Origin of the sequence: Marinobacter lipolyticus SM19 (assembly GCF_000397065.2) — a bacterium.
GTDB classification, from domain to species: Bacteria; Pseudomonadota; Gammaproteobacteria; order Pseudomonadales; family Oleiphilaceae; genus Marinobacter; species Marinobacter lipolyticus.
In genome coordinates this window covers 187,013-201,469 of record NZ_KE007317.1, presented here as the reverse complement: position 1 = coordinate 201,469, position 14,457 = coordinate 187,013, and the positions used below count along the sequence as shown (strand labels likewise).

11 protein-coding genes are annotated in these 14,457 nt (G+C 57.2%); 5 read left to right on the top strand and 6 right to left on the bottom strand.

Annotated elements, in window-relative coordinates; all coding sequences use genetic code 11:
* Positions 1 to 23: 23 nt before the first annotated feature.
* The 5 genes from dgcA to MARLIPOL_RS07340 all read right to left on the bottom strand — a co-directional run bounded on the left by dgcA (position 24) and on the right by MARLIPOL_RS07340 (position 6,474).
* Positions 24 to 2,087: a dimethylglycine demethylation protein DgcA gene (gene dgcA / locus MARLIPOL_RS07360; protein WP_012137420.1), complete on the bottom strand. Its 2,064-nt coding sequence runs from the start codon at positions 2,085 to 2,087 to the stop codon at positions 24 to 26.
* 94 nt (positions 2,088 to 2,181) lie between these two features.
* Complete coding sequence (locus MARLIPOL_RS07355; RefSeq protein ID WP_036190944.1) at positions 2,182 to 2,733, bottom strand: 4-vinyl reductase; 552 nt, start codon at positions 2,731 to 2,733, stop codon at positions 2,182 to 2,184.
* 2 nt (positions 2,734 to 2,735) lie between these two features.
* Positions 2,736 to 3,713, bottom strand: a complete 978-nt coding sequence (locus MARLIPOL_RS07350) for a dipeptidase (protein ID WP_012137418.1) — start codon at positions 3,711 to 3,713, stop codon at positions 2,736 to 2,738.
* 189 nt (positions 3,714 to 3,902) lie between these two features.
* Entirely contained in the window at positions 3,903 to 5,048 is a 1,146-nt protein-coding gene (gene gbdR / locus MARLIPOL_RS07345) for a choline metabolism transcriptional regulator GbdR (protein WP_012137417.1), read from the bottom strand.
* Positions 5,049 to 5,346: 298 nt separating this feature from the next.
* Positions 5,347 to 6,474, bottom strand: coding sequence for a hybrid-cluster NAD(P)-dependent oxidoreductase (locus MARLIPOL_RS07340; RefSeq protein WP_012137416.1), 1,128 nt, complete (start codon positions 6,472 to 6,474; stop codon positions 5,347 to 5,349).
* A 334-nt stretch (positions 6,475 to 6,808) separates the two neighbouring features.
* On the opposite strand from MARLIPOL_RS07340, the gene MARLIPOL_RS07335 reads away from it, so the two are divergent.
* Positions 6,809 to 8,041, top strand: a complete 1,233-nt coding sequence (locus MARLIPOL_RS07335) for an aromatic ring-hydroxylating oxygenase subunit alpha (protein WP_222102460.1) — start codon at positions 6,809 to 6,811, stop codon at positions 8,039 to 8,041.
* Between the two features lie 89 nt (positions 8,042 to 8,130).
* Here MARLIPOL_RS07335 and fdhA read toward each other — a convergent pair whose 3' ends face one another.
* Entirely contained in the window at positions 8,131 to 9,330 is a 1,200-nt protein-coding gene (fdhA, locus tag MARLIPOL_RS07330) for a formaldehyde dehydrogenase, glutathione-independent (RefSeq protein WP_012137414.1), read from the bottom strand.
* A gap of 425 nt (positions 9,331 to 9,755) precedes the next feature.
* Here fdhA and MARLIPOL_RS07325 point away from each other — a divergent pair, with 425 nt between their 5' ends.
* The 4 genes from MARLIPOL_RS07325 to MARLIPOL_RS07310 all read left to right on the top strand — a co-directional run bounded on the left by MARLIPOL_RS07325 (position 9,756) and on the right by MARLIPOL_RS07310 (position 14,413).
* Positions 9,756 to 10,517 carry a substrate-binding periplasmic protein gene (locus MARLIPOL_RS07325; RefSeq protein ID WP_082446085.1) on the top strand — a complete coding sequence of 254 codons (762 nt, stop codon included), beginning with the start codon at positions 9,756 to 9,758 and terminating at the stop codon, positions 10,515 to 10,517.
* Positions 10,518 to 10,572: 55 nt separating this feature from the next.
* Positions 10,573 to 11,592, top strand: coding sequence for a GlxA family transcriptional regulator (locus tag MARLIPOL_RS07320; RefSeq protein ID WP_012137412.1), 1,020 nt, complete (start codon positions 10,573 to 10,575; stop codon positions 11,590 to 11,592).
* 161 nt (positions 11,593 to 11,753) lie between these two features.
* Complete coding sequence (gene glyA / locus MARLIPOL_RS07315; protein WP_012137411.1) at positions 11,754 to 13,016, top strand: serine hydroxymethyltransferase; 1,263 nt, start codon at positions 11,754 to 11,756, stop codon at positions 13,014 to 13,016.
* A 14-nt stretch (positions 13,017 to 13,030) separates the two neighbouring features.
* Complete coding sequence (locus tag MARLIPOL_RS07310) at positions 13,031 to 14,413, top strand: L-serine ammonia-lyase (protein WP_012137410.1); 1,383 nt, start codon at positions 13,031 to 13,033, stop codon at positions 14,411 to 14,413.
* Positions 14,414 to 14,457: the final 44 nt, after the last annotated feature.

Genomic DNA, 14,457 nt, shown 5'->3' with positions numbered 1-14,457 from the left:
TACCTCATCGGATTGAACTTGGGTTACAGATCCTTGCACAAACGCAGTGCGTCATAGATCGCCGCATGCGTGTTCCGCTGGGACACGCAATCCCCCAATCGCCACAAAATCATTCCCTTATCGGCCTCCTTCAACACCGGCTGGGCGTTACAGGCAAACAGGGTATCCACATCAATCTGTCCCTTGTTAATCGAGCCTTCCTTTAGCTCGTAATACAGGGCTTCGTTCGGTCGGGTACCGTTCTCGATCACAACCTGATCGACCACCCTCTCCTCTTTCTGCCCGGTGTACTCGTTTTCCAGCACCGCGACTTTCTTATCGCCCTCGGCGTAGACTTTTTCCAGCATCATGTCGGAACTCATGATCACTTCCCGCTCATACAAGCTGCGGTAGTACGTTGGGAAGGTGGTGCCGCCGATACCGACACCGGGCTTGATGTCGTCGGTGACCAGTTCGACCTGTGCCCCCTTGGAGGCCAGATAGTCCGCCACGGACATACCGGAGAATTCGCAAATCGTGTCGTAGACCAGGACGTTCTCACCCGGTTCAACCCTGCCGCTGAGGATGTCCCAGGAGGACACCACCAGGCCGTCCTCGAAACCCCATTCCGGGATCTGTTCCATGAACGGCACACCACCGGTAGCAAGGATGCAGACGTCCGGCTGGATATCCCGTACGACAGAGGCATCAGCTTCGGTATTGAAGCGCAGGTCGACGCCGAGGCGATCCAGTTCCAGGGCGTACCAGCGGGTAATGCCGGCGATCTGGTCCCGTTGCGGCGCCTTGGACGCCAGGGTGATCTGGCCTCCAAGCTCGCCGGCTTTTTCGATCAGCGTGACCTGATGGCCACGTTCAGCCGAAACCCGTGCCGCTTCCATGCCTCCAGGGCCACCGCCGATAACCAGTACCTTGCGGATCGGGCCCTCGGTCTTCTCGATAATGTGTGGCATGCCCAGATGCTCGCGGGAAGTGGCGGCATTCTGGATGCAGAGCACGTCGAGGCCCTGGTACTGGCGATCGATGCAGTAGTTGGCACCGACGCACTGGCGGATCTGGTCAACCTGGTTCATCTTGATCTTGGCAATGATGTGCGGATCAGCGATGTGAGCGCGGGTCATGCCGACGAAGTCGACGTAGCCTGCCTCCAGGATGCGTTCGGCCTGGTTCGGGTCTTTGATGTTCTGGGCGTGGATCACAGGCACGTCGACCACTTCCTTGATGCCGGCGGCCAGGTGCAGGAACGGCTCCGGCGGGTAGGACATGTTGGGAATAACGTTGGCCAGGGTGTTGTGGGTGTCACAGCCGGAACCGACCACACCAAAGAAGTCCAGCAGACCGGTGTCGTTGTAATACTTGGCGATCTGCTTCATGTCGTCGTGGTTCAGACCGTCCGGGTGGAATTCGTCACCGCAAATGCGAATGCCGACAGCAAAGTCACGACCGACTTCCTCGCGCACGGCCTTCAACACTTCCATCCCGAAGCGCATGCGGTTTTCGAAGGTTCCGCCCCATTGGTCGGTGCGCTTGTTGACGCGAGGCGACCAGAACTGGTCAATCATGTGCTGGTGCACGGCGGACAGTTCGACGCCGTCGAGGCCACCTTCTTTGGCGCGGCGGGCGGCCTGGGCAAAGTCGCCGATGATGCGCCGGATTTCCTCTTCCTCAATGGTCTTGCAGGTAGCACGGTGCACGGGTTCACGGACGCCGGAGGGCGACATCAGGTTGGGCCAGTTTTCGCCGTCCCAGCGGGAGCGACGCCCCATGTGGGAGATCTGGATCATGATCTTGCCGCCGTGTTTGTGGACGGCGTCCGCGAGGTTCTGGAAATGGGGGATGATGCGGTCAGTGGACAGGTTGACCGAGCTCCACCAGCTTTGCGGGCTGTCGATGGAGACAACGCTGGAGCCGCCGCAGATACAAAGACCGCAGCCACCCTTGGCCTTCTCTTCGTAATATTTAACGTAGCGGTCGGTGGTCATTCCACCCTCGGTGGCGTACACCTCGGCGTGGGCAGTGCTGACGACCCGGTTGCGGATGGTCAACTGATTGATCTGTAAAGGTCGAAAGAGTGCTTCGAATTGGGACATGGTGGCTCTCTCTTTATTCTGTACTCAGGTTACTCAGGCTTTGCGCGATCAATCAGGCAAAGCCCTGTTTACCTCCGGTACTGAATTTTCTGTTTTAGTTGGCTGTGTTTAAGGCCGATATCGGTGTCACTTCGAAGAGGCCGTAATCGACGCCCTCCTCCGCGGCGCTTTGGGTTTGCACCGCCTGGGTGCGCACGTCGTATCCGAGATCGGTGGCAATCTGGTCCATGGCGCCGGCGAACCAGCCGGTGAACATGTAGTCGATCTTGCGTCCGGCTTTGCCGTAGTGATAGACAAAGGCGGAGTGGTCGAGCCGGACTTGCGCCTGACCACTGGCGATGTCGAGATGCTCAACCGTGAACAGGCCCCAGCCACGCTGGGAGAGCCGTTTCATGTAGTGATCGAACACCTCACGACCTGTGAGGCCGTGCAGGGCCGCTTCTTTTTCACACCAATGCCAGGCGGATTTGTAACCGGCCTTGTAGAGAATGTCGGCATATCGTTCTGGACCGATCTCTGCTTCGATGGCCTGATGGTTGTTGATGAAAAAGTGCCGCGGCACATACAGCATGGGCAATGCGTCGGTGGTCCAAATGCCAGTTTCGCTGTCCACTTCAATGGGCATTTCGGGGGCGTGTGTGGTCATGGTCATTCTCCCCATACCTCGCCAAGGACGCGCAGCCAGTTCTCACCCATGATCTTGCGGGTGAGTTCTTCGGAGAAGCCGTTGCGCAGGAGGGCTCCGGTCAGGTTCGGGAACTCGCCGACGGTGCGAATACCTTCGGGGTTGACGATCTTACCGAAGCGGGTGAGTTCGCGGGCGTAGCCCTTGTCGTGGGTGAGCATGTCGAAGAAAGCCTTGTCCTGCCCCTGGGTGAAGTCGGTGCCGATGCCCACCTGGTCTTCGCCGACGATATCGACGATGTAGGCGATGGCTTCGACGTAGTCGTCGATAGTGGCGTCAACGCCCTTCTTGAGGAAGGGTGTAAACATGGTCACTCCAACAAAACCACCATGGTCGGCGATGAATTTGAGTTCCTCGTCGGATTTGTTGCGCGGGTGCTCTTTCAGGCCGGAGGGCAAACAGTGGGAGTAGCAGACCGGCATCCTGGATTCGAGGATGACTTCCTCGGAGGTCTTGCTGCCGACGTGGGACAGGTCGCACATGATGCCAACGCGGTTCATTTCGGCGACGACTTCACGGCCGAAGCCGGACAGGCCTCCGTCCCGCTCGTAGCAGCCGGTGCCGATGAGGTTCTGGGTGTTGTAGCACATCTGGACGACGCCGACGCCCAGGTCCTTGAAGATCTGGATGTAACCGAGCTGGTCTTCGAAGGCGTGGGCGTTCTGAAAGCCCATGATGATACCGGTTTTGCCCAACTCCTTGGCCTTGCGGATGTCGGCGGTGGTTTTGACTTTCATCACCAGGTCGCTGTTGTCTTCGATCAGCTCGTTGACCATAACGATGTTGTCCACCGTGTCCTGGAAGTCCTCCCAGACGGAAACGGTGCAGTTGGCGGCGGTCAATCCGCCCTTGCGCATGTCCTCGAAGAGTTCACGGCCCCACTTGGCGATGATGAGGCCATCGATAACGATGGAGTCCTGGTGCAATTCGGTTTCGTTCATGTAACACCCCGACAGTTGATTGGTTGAGCATAGAGGGAGTGTATCCATGGGGCGTTCGGCCGAGTTCACTGGAAGCGACAGCGGAAACACCAAAATCGGCAGGTCACCGAGGATGAGGAAGCGCAGCACCGGGCCGGGGCCATAACGAAAAAAGGGGCCGAAGCCCCTTACTCTATCCGCATTCCCGATTCATCCCGAGGCGGCAAGCTTTTGAACAAGCTGTGCAGAAGCTGACATGAAGTGAATCGCACCACAGGACGGCTCTGACTGAGCCAACTGCAGGGCAATATAAGAGGAGGTGGGCATGGCAGCAACTTCACCGGAGTTTGGCGGGTCCGATTGCTTTAGTGACCATACTTCGGCTCGCTCTTCCTTGGGAGAGATACCGATGTACTTGCGATAACAGCGGCTGAAATGGGGGGCAGATACAAACCCACACATGGAGGCGACTTCGATGATGGAACAAGTAGTCTGTTTCAGCAGCTGACGGGCCCGGTCCAGCCGGAGCTTTAAATAGTAGCGCGAGGGCGTGCAGTTCAAGTGCTTCAGGAAGAGCCGTTCCAGTTGACGACGGGAAATGCCAACATAGCTGGCAAGCTCCTCCAGCTCAATAGGTTCCTCCAGGTTGGCTTCCATCAACTCAGTGACCTCAGCCAGTTTGGGCTGGGCTGTGGTCAGCAGACGGCGCAAAGGGGTGCGCTGCAATTCGTTGTCCGGGCGGACACGGTCGCAGACGAACATGTCGCAAATCGCATTGGTTAATGCCTTGCCGTGCTGGCGGGCGATCATGCTGAGCATCATGTCCATTGGCACATGGCCTCCGGTGCAGGTCATGCGATCCCGATCCAGAGTGTAGAGTTGATTGGTGCAATGCACCCGCGGAAACCGCTCCTGGAGGGACGCCAGGCATTCCCAATGAGCGCTGCAATGGTAGCCGTCAAGCAGGCCTCCGCTGGCCAGTACGTAGGCCCCGGTACATACGGCACCGAGCAGGACCTTTCTCTGAGCCTGTTGCTGTAGCCAGGCCACTTCCTTGGACGTATAGCTCCGGGTGATGTCAACACCGCCCACGACGATGACAATATCGAACACCTTCTTGTCGGAAATCGACCCGTCTGGCGAAATTCTCAGGCCGTCACTCGCCTTAACCGTCTCGCCATCACGGGATAATAGTTGCCAGGTGTAAAGTTCGGAACTGGTGAGCTGGTTGGCCATACGCAATGGCTCTATGGTTGACGCCAGGGCAGCCAGAGTGAAGTTATCAATCAATAGAAAACCAACCCGATAGGGCTGCGTTTCAATTAGATGATCCTCAGAAACAACGTTCTCTTTCATGGACTTACCCCTCTCTTATGTATTGCAAGTCCAGTTGATCAGCGGGTCCCGAATTACGTCCGGGTCGAGCGACCACTGTCAGGATTTTGTTTTTATTGGGAAAAGCCAACGCCTTCCCTTCCCGTCATAATTGATTAATGTCAGGTGCTTATAGTATGCCCCGCGCTGAACGGGGAACAGTCCAAAAACGTCGCATTGCGTATTATTTTGAGCTCAATTGCGACATGGGCGCCCTGGCCCGCAGGTAACCGGGAGCCAGAGCGCCTGATCAGGGAAACTCAGTGAAACGCCGCCCAAATCAGCCGTCTATGCTGAGATCGGACAACGGGGTACTGCAGCAGGAGAGAATGTAGCCCTCCGTCAGGTCTTCCTCGGTTATGCCGCCATTGTGCTGGATATCAACCTCGCCACCGGTCTTCAGCACCTTGCAAGTACCACAAATGCCGACCCCACAGGCCTTGGGAATATTGAGCCCAAGACGACTGGCGGCGGAGTGGACGGTTTCACCGGGCAGGATCTGGACGCTCATGCCGGAGGTGGTGAAATCGACGGTAAAGGTATCAGCGTCCGTGATGTCCTCCGCCTTTTTGACGGCTATTTCCGCCTGCTCCAGCACATCCTCGGTGACGTCGGCCGGAGTGGCGCCGAAGGATTCCTCGTGGTACCTCGACATATCGAAGCCATTCTCGATGAGAAGGTTCTTGATGGCACGCATGTAAGGAGTCGGCCCGCAGCAGAAAATGCGACGGCTCTGGTAATCCGGTGCAATCATTTCGAGTTTGGTATGGTCCAGGTAGCCCCGGTAGCCATTCCAGGCGTGGCCGATTTCGGTCCGCTCACAAATAACACTAAGGTTAAAATTCGGAACGCGCGAGCACATGTGTTCGAGCTCACGCTGGAAAATAATGTCCTTGGGCGCACGGGCGCTGTGGATGAAGGCCATGTCGACATCCGCATTGGTGTCAAAGTACCAGCGTGCCATGGACATCAGGGGCGTAATACCTACACCGCCGGAGAGCAGCAGGACCTTCTCGGAAGGGTAGTCCATGCAATTGAAGTTGCCGACCGGGCCGTGCACGGCAAGTTCGTCATGCTCTCTGAGGTTGTCGTGCAACCAGTTGGAAACATGGCCACCGGGTACGCGTTTGACGGTGATCGAGAAACTGTAAGGGACGGAGGGCGAACTTGAGATGGTGTAGGAGCGCATCACCTGTTCACCATCGATTTCCAGTTCGAGGGTAACGAACTGGCCGGGCTTAAAAAAGAACATGACGGACTGTTCGGCGTTGAAGCAGAACGTTTTGACGTCCCAGGTTTCCTGGATAACGCGAACACATCGAACCAGGTGACGGCCGTTAGCCCAAACCCGGGTGTTGAGAGGATTGAAATGGGACGAGGGTTCGGTGACTTCGGTAACGCTGGTCATTATCTTGATCTCCATCGTGGGTGATTCAGCACCGGTGGAACTGTGACAATCCATTCTCGTGAAAATCCAAAGCCACGAGTTACCCATTTACGACAAAGTCTTGATCAACTTCTCCAGCCGCTGAGCCTGTATTCGTCTCCCCTTCCCGCCAAGTCGAATTAAAAGCCACGAATGTCGTTAATGGATAACCGGCGCATCTGGCCCCTGCGAAAATGTGTTACCGGAAACCCGCATCCATATTATTTGCGGGTAACGCCACATGCTGAGGTACACCCTTTTAACAGGAAATGCTCCGATGACCGAATACGACCTACTCAATTTGCAATACAACCACATGGGGGAAGCCCGACGGGATATGAGCCGGACGCTGACTGAACGGTCCCGGAATCTTTCCCTGCCCCGGGCGCTGTATAACGACCCTTTCCTCTTTCGGGTGGATATGGAAGAAGTATTCATGAAGGAATGGTTGTTTGTCGGCATGACGTGCGAAGTGCCAACACCGGGTGCCTACATAACGGTGGAGGTCGGTCAAAACCCGGTGCTGGTAGTGCGTGACCGTGATGGTGAAGTGCGTGCATTCCATAATGTGTGCCGTCACCGGGGCTCACGGGTGTGTACCGGGAAGAAAGGCAAGGTGGCAAACCTGACTTGCCCATATCATCAATGGACCTATGACCTGAAAGGCAATCTGATTTTTGCCGGGACCGAAATGGGCGATGGTTTCGATAAGAGCGACTTCGGCCTGAAGCCGGCGCATTGCAGAACGGCCGGCGGCTTTATCTATGTCTGCCTTGCAGAGGATGAGCCGCCCGAGATCGATGCCTACCTGGCCGCCCTGGATGCCTATATGGAACCGTACGACATGGAAAACTCCAAGGTGGCGGCAGAGTCGACTCTCGAGGAGAACGCAAACTGGAAACTGGTGGTTGAAAATAATCGGGAGTGTTATCACTGCTCGGGCTCCCATCCGGAATTGCTCCGTACATTGCTCGAATGGGACGACACCACGGATCCCCGAGCCACACCGGAATTCAAGGAGCACTACGAGCGCCAGGCTGCGGAATGGGACCGTGAAGGCATCCCTCACAAGCATGTGGAGTTCGGGTTGCAAAACCGGATCGTGCGGATGCCGTTAAAGGAAGGCACGGCGGTGATGACCATGGACGGGAAACCGGCCTGCAGGAAAAACCTGGGACGCATTCAAAACCAGAGCCTCGGTTCTATGCGGATTCTCCACCTGCCGAATTCCTGGAATCACATGCAAAGCGATCATGTTATCGTGTTTCAGGTGCAGCCGATTTCCGCGCAGAAGACGCTGGTAACGACCAAGTGGCTGGTACACAAGGATGCGGTGGAAGGCGAAGACTACGACGTAGAGCGAATGCGTTATGTATGGGACCAGACCAACAAACAGGACAGGGAACTGGCGGAGCAAAACCAGAAGGGTATCAATTCTCTGGCCTATCAACCCGGCCCCTACTCGGAGACTTACGAGTTTGGCGTGATTAACTTCCTGGAGTGGTATGGTGAAACGATTCTTAAAAACCTGACCCACGACAGTTTATAGGTCCTGGGTCGGGTGCCATAGTCAGACTGACATAAAAGAGGGGGCCGTTCACACGGCCCCCTCTTCGTTAGGTCAATGGAAGGTCAATCTCAGGCAGCCACGGAAGCATGCGGATCGATCACAAACTTCTTGGCCGCTCCGCCGTCAAAGTCGGCGTAACCCTTGGGAGCCTCATCGAGGCTGATCATCTGCACGTTCACCGCGCTGGCGATATCAACGCGCTCAAACAGGATGGCCTGCATGAGCTGGCGGTGGTACTTCATGACCGGGCATTGGCCGGTGTGGAACGAGTGGGACTTGGCCCAACCGAGTCCAAAACGCATGCTCAGCGCACCCTGTTTAGCGGATTCTTCGGCAGCGCCAGGGTCTTCTGTAACATAAAGACCTGGAATGCCGATCTCGCCACCGGCCCGGGTAACCTGCATCGCGGAGTTCAGTACCGTGGCCGGCTGCTCGTGATGGTGATGGTGGCCGCAGGCATGAGCTTCGAAGCCGACACAGTCGACGAAGCAGTCAACTTCCGGCTCGCCGAGGATTTGCTCGAGCATTTCAGGCAGTTCAGCATCCTGCTTCAGGTCGATGGCCTCACAGCCAAAACTGCGGGCCTGGTCGAGACGTTCTTCGATCATGTCACCGACGATGACGCAGGCGGCGCCGAGCAGCTGGGCACTGACAGCCGCAGCCAGGCCGACGGGACCCGCACCGGCGATGTAGACGGTAGAACCGGGGCCGACGCCGGCGGTGACGCAGCCGTGGAACCCTGTGGGGAAGATGTCGGACAACAGCGTGAGGTCCTTGATCTTTTCCATGGCATGGTTCGGGTCGGGAAACTTGAGCAGATTAAAGTCGGCGTACGGCACCATGACGTACTCGGTCTGGCCGCCGACCCAGCCGCCCATGTCCACGTATCCGTAGGCGGCGCCGGGACGGGCGGGGTTCACGTTCAGGCAGATGCCGGTCTTGCCTTCCTTACAGTTACGGCAGCGACCACAGGCAATGTTGAAGGGTACGGAAACAATGTCGCCCACTTCAAGGAACTCAACGTCCCGGCCGCATTCGATAATCTGGCCGGTAATTTCATGGCCAAGCACCAGGCCCGAGGGTGCAGTAGTGCGGCCGCGCACCATGTGCTGGTCGGAGCCACAGATGTTGGTGGTCAGTACTTTCAGAATCACGCCGTGGTCACAACGTCGGTTACCAAGGGCAAGTTTGGGAAAAGCGATGGATTCGATGGCGACCTGGCCGGGGCCCTGGTACACCACCCCGCGGTTGGATGCATTGCTTGTCATTGTGTCTTCCTTCATCAGGCTGTTGTGGTGGAAGTGCCTCCCCACTTTAAACACCCGGCCGCTGGGCACATGCCTGTATACGACAGATTCTTTCTTGCACAGGACACGGACAACACTGAAACGAGGACGCCCCTGCCCCTCTCCCCGCACTCCCTGTCGCAAATCATTCCTCCGATGTCGTGCCCAAGCAGATCAACTTCCTCCATCGGGCCTAGTATGGCTTCAAATTGATCTGCGCCTGAGTCATCAGGTTTTGTTTGTACCATTGAAAACCCAAGCCATGTCCATACTTGACGGGGTTCAGCTTTACGGACCCAAGTGAATACCCCGTCCTTTTTTTATCCCGGCGACAGGTTTTTCCTGGACGGTAACGGACTGCCTCTGGAGGAACGTTTGCCAGCCACGAATGACTATGGGTACCGACTGTGAAGAAGTTCCTTGCCTGGTATTTCCTGCTATTTACCCTGAGCAGCACCGCATTCGCGGACCCCTTTCGACTTGTGACCTCGGGAAATTTTGTTCCCTTTACCGGGGAAGACTGGAGGAGCCGCGGCATGATCGTTGAAATCGTGGACCGCATCATGCCGGAGGCCGGGCTGAAGCATGAAGTCGTGTTCCAGCCCACCTGGGATGCACTGCTCTCCGATACCGAAGAAGGACGCTATCAGGCAACGTTTCCCTGGTACTTGAACGAAAAACGAGCCCAGCGCTTCCTCTATACGGACCCCCTGATGTCCAATTACATCGTGCCGTTCGTCTTAACCGCCGGCCATGTACGGACATCGGAACGGGAGGGACTGGCCGGGCATCGTTTCTGCCGCCCCCAAGGCTACTTTACCCACGACCTGAATGACTTGCTGAAGCAACCCGGTACCACGCTGGAACAACCCGCGACCCTCAAGCACTGTTTCAAACTATTAAAGGCCGGTGCCGTCGATGTCATACCCGTGGATATTTTCTCAGCCAAGGAAGCCATCGAGACGGTCTTTGACAACCCGGAGGCCGTGCGACGGCTCAGCTTCGTATTCTCACGACAGGAAATGCACATCCTGGTACCCAAGCAAGCCGCGGGTTCCCAGGAGCTGGTGGACCGAATCAACCTCGCCATCGCCAAACTGGAATTGCGTGGCGTGCTACAGTCCATTCGAGACATTCACGCGAACCGGTTCCTGAGACAGTACCAGTGAATCGCCAAGCGCCTGTGGAAGCTTATATTCGGGCAAAGTGTTTTGGATTAGCCCCATGACGACCAAATCAACGCAGACCAAAGACCCCGGTACTTTGCCGGGGGAGCCTCGTGTAGAGACACCGTTGCGCATCGGTTTTATCCTGCGCGAGCATTTTTCCATGGTCACCTTTACCGCCGCCGTTGATACGCTGGTTACGACAAACCTGATCACACCAGAGCCGGTATTCGTACACTTCACCATCGGGACCGGAAGCCGGACCGTGCTCAGCGATCTTGGAATAGAGGTGTCCACCGGGACTACTTTGGATTCCTTGATGGCCAATCCCGGGCACGTCGACATGTTGATTGTCTGCGGCGGCTACCGTAGCCAACTGGCCCCCGAACCTTACCTGCTCAACACCTTGAGGGCAGCCGATCAAAAAGGCATTCGCCTGGGCGGATTATGGAACGGGGGCGTGGCGCTGATTCAGGCAGGTCTGATGGAGCATCATGCCTGTGCCCTACATCCGGACAACCATGCCTATGTCCGCGAAAACTTCCCGAACGTGAAGGTTTCCACTAATGCTTACGAGATTGAGGGCCACCACGCCACCTGCGCCGGCCCAGTCAGTACGCTGGAGATGATGCTGAAGTTGATTGGCGAACTGCTGCACAATCCACATATCGTTCGGGCGGTTCGCGAGATCTTGAGCTGCGATCAGGTCGCCGAGCAGGTGGGCCCAATGCCACTGAACATGGGTGACGATCCTACCTTTCCAGAAGCACTGCAAACCCTGCTGGCGCTAATGCGGGCCAACATCGAAGAACCGCTCTCCCTAGTGGAACTGGCGGAATGTGCCAATATTTCCCGACGACAGGTGGAGCGACTGTTCCAAAACCACCTGGACACGTCTCCTTCGCGCTACTACCTGGAACTCAGACTGGTCCATGCCCGACGCCTGCTGATGCAAACAAATCGGAGCATCCTGAACATTTCCCTGGCAAGCGGCTTTGTCAGTAGTAGTCATTTCAGCAACTGTTTCAAGGACTACTACGGAATAACGCCATCCGAGGCAAGGCACGTCCGGCAATAGTGTCTCCAATCAGATGTCTTGGCGTGTAATAGGCATCTGTCGCAAATTCTCGATCCCATGTCGTGCCCGAGCAGATCAACATCCGCCATCGGGCCTACTATCTCTCCCCATACCCCATACCTGATCCATCAGGTCCGTTTTCACTATCGGGAATCTAAGCCATGTTCAGCAAAACAAAAACGCTTTCTTCATACGACGACACTCTCTGGGCGGCCATGCAGGACGAGGCGGCGCGACAGGAAGACCATCTGGAGCTGATCGCTTCCGAGAACTACACCAGTCCCGTGGTGATGGAAGCCCAGGGGTCTTGCCTGACCAACAAATACGCCGAAGGTTACCCTGCCAAACGCTACTACGGCGGTTGCGAATACGTTGATAAAGTGGAGCAACTGGCCATCGACCGTGCCAAGGCCCTGTTTGGCGCCGACTATGCCAATGTCCAGCCCCACTCCGGTTCCCAGGCTAACGCCGCCGTCTACATGGCGCTGCTGAACCCCGGCGACACCGTCCTCGGCATGAGCCTGGCCCACGGCGGCCACCTGACCCATGGCGCCCATGTCAGCTTCTCCGGCAAACTCTACAATGCCGTGCAGTACGGCCTTGACGAGGCCACCGGTGAGATCGACTACAACCAGGTGGAAGCACTGGCGAAGGAACACAAGCCAGGCATGATTGTCGCTGGCTTCTCGGCCTATTCCCGTACTGTCGATTGGGCGCGTTTTCGTGAGATCGCCGATGCGGTCGGCGCTTATCTGATGGTAGACATGGCGCATGTTGCCGGCCTGGTCGCCGCCGGTGTTTACCCCAACCCACTGCCTCACGCCCACGTGGTTACCACCACTACCCACAAAACCCTGCGTGGCCCCCGCGGCGGCCTGATCCTGACAAAGGGCCAGCCGGAACTGGACAAGAAATTCAACTCCGCAGTCTTCCCGGCTGGGCAGGGAGGACCGTTGATGCACGTCATCGCCGCCAAGGCAGTGGCGTTCAAGGAAGCCGCCGAACCCGAGTTCCAGACCTACCAACAACAGGTTGTCCGCAATGCCCAGGCCATGGCCGAGGTATTGATCGAGCGAGGTTATGAAGTGGTATCGGGCGGCACCGAGAACCACCTGTTTCTCCTCAGTCTGGTCAAGCAGGGCCTGACCGGTAAGGAAGCCGATGCGGCGTTGGGTGACGCGCACATCACCGTGAACAAAAACGCCGTACCCAACGACCCGCAATCGCCGTTTGTCACTTCCGGGCTGCGCATCGGATCACCGGTTATTACCACTCGTGGACTGAAGGAGCCTGAGTCTCGCGAATTGGCCGGGTGGATTGCCGATGTTCTCGACGCCATGTTGGATGGCGATGCCACTCCCGTTGTCGGAGAAGTCCGTGAGAAGGTCCACCAGTTGTGTCGGGATTTCCCGGCTTACGGTTGAGGAGAGAGATACCTGTGGCCATCAGTCTTTTTGATATGTTGAAAATCGGCATCGGCCCATCGAGTTCCCACACCGTGGGTCCGATGCAGGCTGCGCGCCGCTTTGTCCGGGGCCTGAAGAAAGCCGGTGGGCTCACTAATGTCGCCCGCGTCGATATTCAGCTGTACGGTTCACTGGGTGCGACTGGCAAAGGTCATGGTACAGGCCCGGCGGTGCTGCTCGGGCTCGAGGGCCACAGCCCGGACACTGTCGACCCCACCATTCTGTCCCCTCGAATGGAGGAAATCCGCAGCCAGGGAGAGTTACGTTTGCTCAGGGAGCATCCCATTGCCTTCAATGAGGCAACCGATCTCACCTATCACCGTAAGGAAACCCTGCCTTTTCATCCGAACGGCATGATGTTTACCGCCTTCGAAGAGAAAGGCGAGGTGGTGTACCAGCGCACCTACTATTCGGTAGGCGGCGGCTTCGTGGTTGATGAAACAGCTGCCGGTGCGGACCGGATAGTGGAAGACAAGTCGCCCCTGCCCTATCCGTTCAAGAGCGGTGCCGACCTGATCCGCCAGTGTAAGGAACACGGGCTGAGCATCTCTGAACTGATGATGGCCAACGAAAAAGTCTGGCGTAACGAAGTGGAGATTCGGCAAGGAATCCTGGATATCTGGCAAGTGATGCAGGAGTGCGTACAGAACGGCATCACCAACGAAGGCACCCTGCCCGGTGGGCTGAAGGTTAAACGGCGAGCGGCGAAGCTCTACGCATCGTTGATGGAAGTCGATCGTATGGACCTGATCACACCCTCGCTCAGCGCCATGGACTGGGTCAATCTCTATGCACTGGCGGTAAACGAAGAGAACGCAGCCGGTGGCCGCATGGTGACCGCTCCCACCAACGGCGCTGCCGGCATCATACCGGCGGTGCTGCATTACTACTGGAACTGGTGCCCCAATGCCAGCGAGAGCGGTGTCATCCGCTTCCTGTTGACGGCTGCGGCCATCGGCATCCTGTTCAAGGAGAACGCCTCGATTTCCGGTGCGGAAGTGGGCTGCCAGGGAGAAGTCGGCTCCGCCTGTGCAATGGCAGCGGCGGGCCTCGCCGCTGTGACGGGCGGTACGCCGGAACAGGTCGAGAACGCGGCGGAAATTGGCATGGAACACCACCTAGGACTCACCTGCGACCCTATCGGTGGGCTCGTCCAGGTGCCCTGTATTGAGCGTAATGCGGTCGGGGCCGTCAAGGCGATCAACGCTGCTGTGATGGCGCTAAGGGGCGACGGCGAACACTTCGTATCGCTGGACAAGGTGATCCGGACCATGCGGGATACCGGGCGGGACATGCTTGACAAGTACAAGGAGACATCCCGTGGTGGCCTGGCGGTCAACGTTATCGAATGCTGATCACTTTCCCGCCAGTCCTGTCCACTGTCGCAAATATTCACCCG

Excerpts from the sequence above, each read along its gene's own strand:
- MARLIPOL_RS07340 (WP_012137416.1), bottom strand. The coding sequence starts at position 6,474 with ATGACCAGCGTTACCGAAGTCACCGAACCCTCGTCCCATTTCAATCCT.
- dgcA (WP_012137420.1), bottom strand. The coding sequence starts at position 2,087 with ATGTCCCAATTCGAAGCACTCTTTCGACCTTTACAGATCAATCAGTTG.
- glyA (WP_012137411.1), top strand. The coding sequence starts at position 11,754 with ATGTTCAGCAAAACAAAAACGCTTTCTTCATACGACGACACTCTCTGG.
- MARLIPOL_RS07335 (WP_222102460.1), top strand. The coding sequence starts at position 6,809 with ATGGGGGAAGCCCGACGGGATATGAGCCGGACGCTGACTGAACGGTCC.
- fdhA (WP_012137414.1), bottom strand. The coding sequence starts at position 9,330 with ATGACAAGCAATGCATCCAACCGCGGGGTGGTGTACCAGGGCCCCGGC.
- gbdR (WP_012137417.1), bottom strand. The coding sequence starts at position 5,048 with ATGAAAGAGAACGTTGTTTCTGAGGATCATCTAATTGAAACGCAGCCC.
- MARLIPOL_RS07355 (WP_036190944.1), bottom strand. The coding sequence starts at position 2,733 with ATGACCACACACGCCCCCGAAATGCCCATTGAAGTGGACAGCGAAACT.
- MARLIPOL_RS07350 (WP_012137418.1), bottom strand. The coding sequence starts at position 3,713 with ATGAACGAAACCGAATTGCACCAGGACTCCATCGTTATCGATGGCCTC.
- MARLIPOL_RS07320 (WP_012137412.1), top strand. The coding sequence starts at position 10,573 with ATGACGACCAAATCAACGCAGACCAAAGACCCCGGTACTTTGCCGGGG.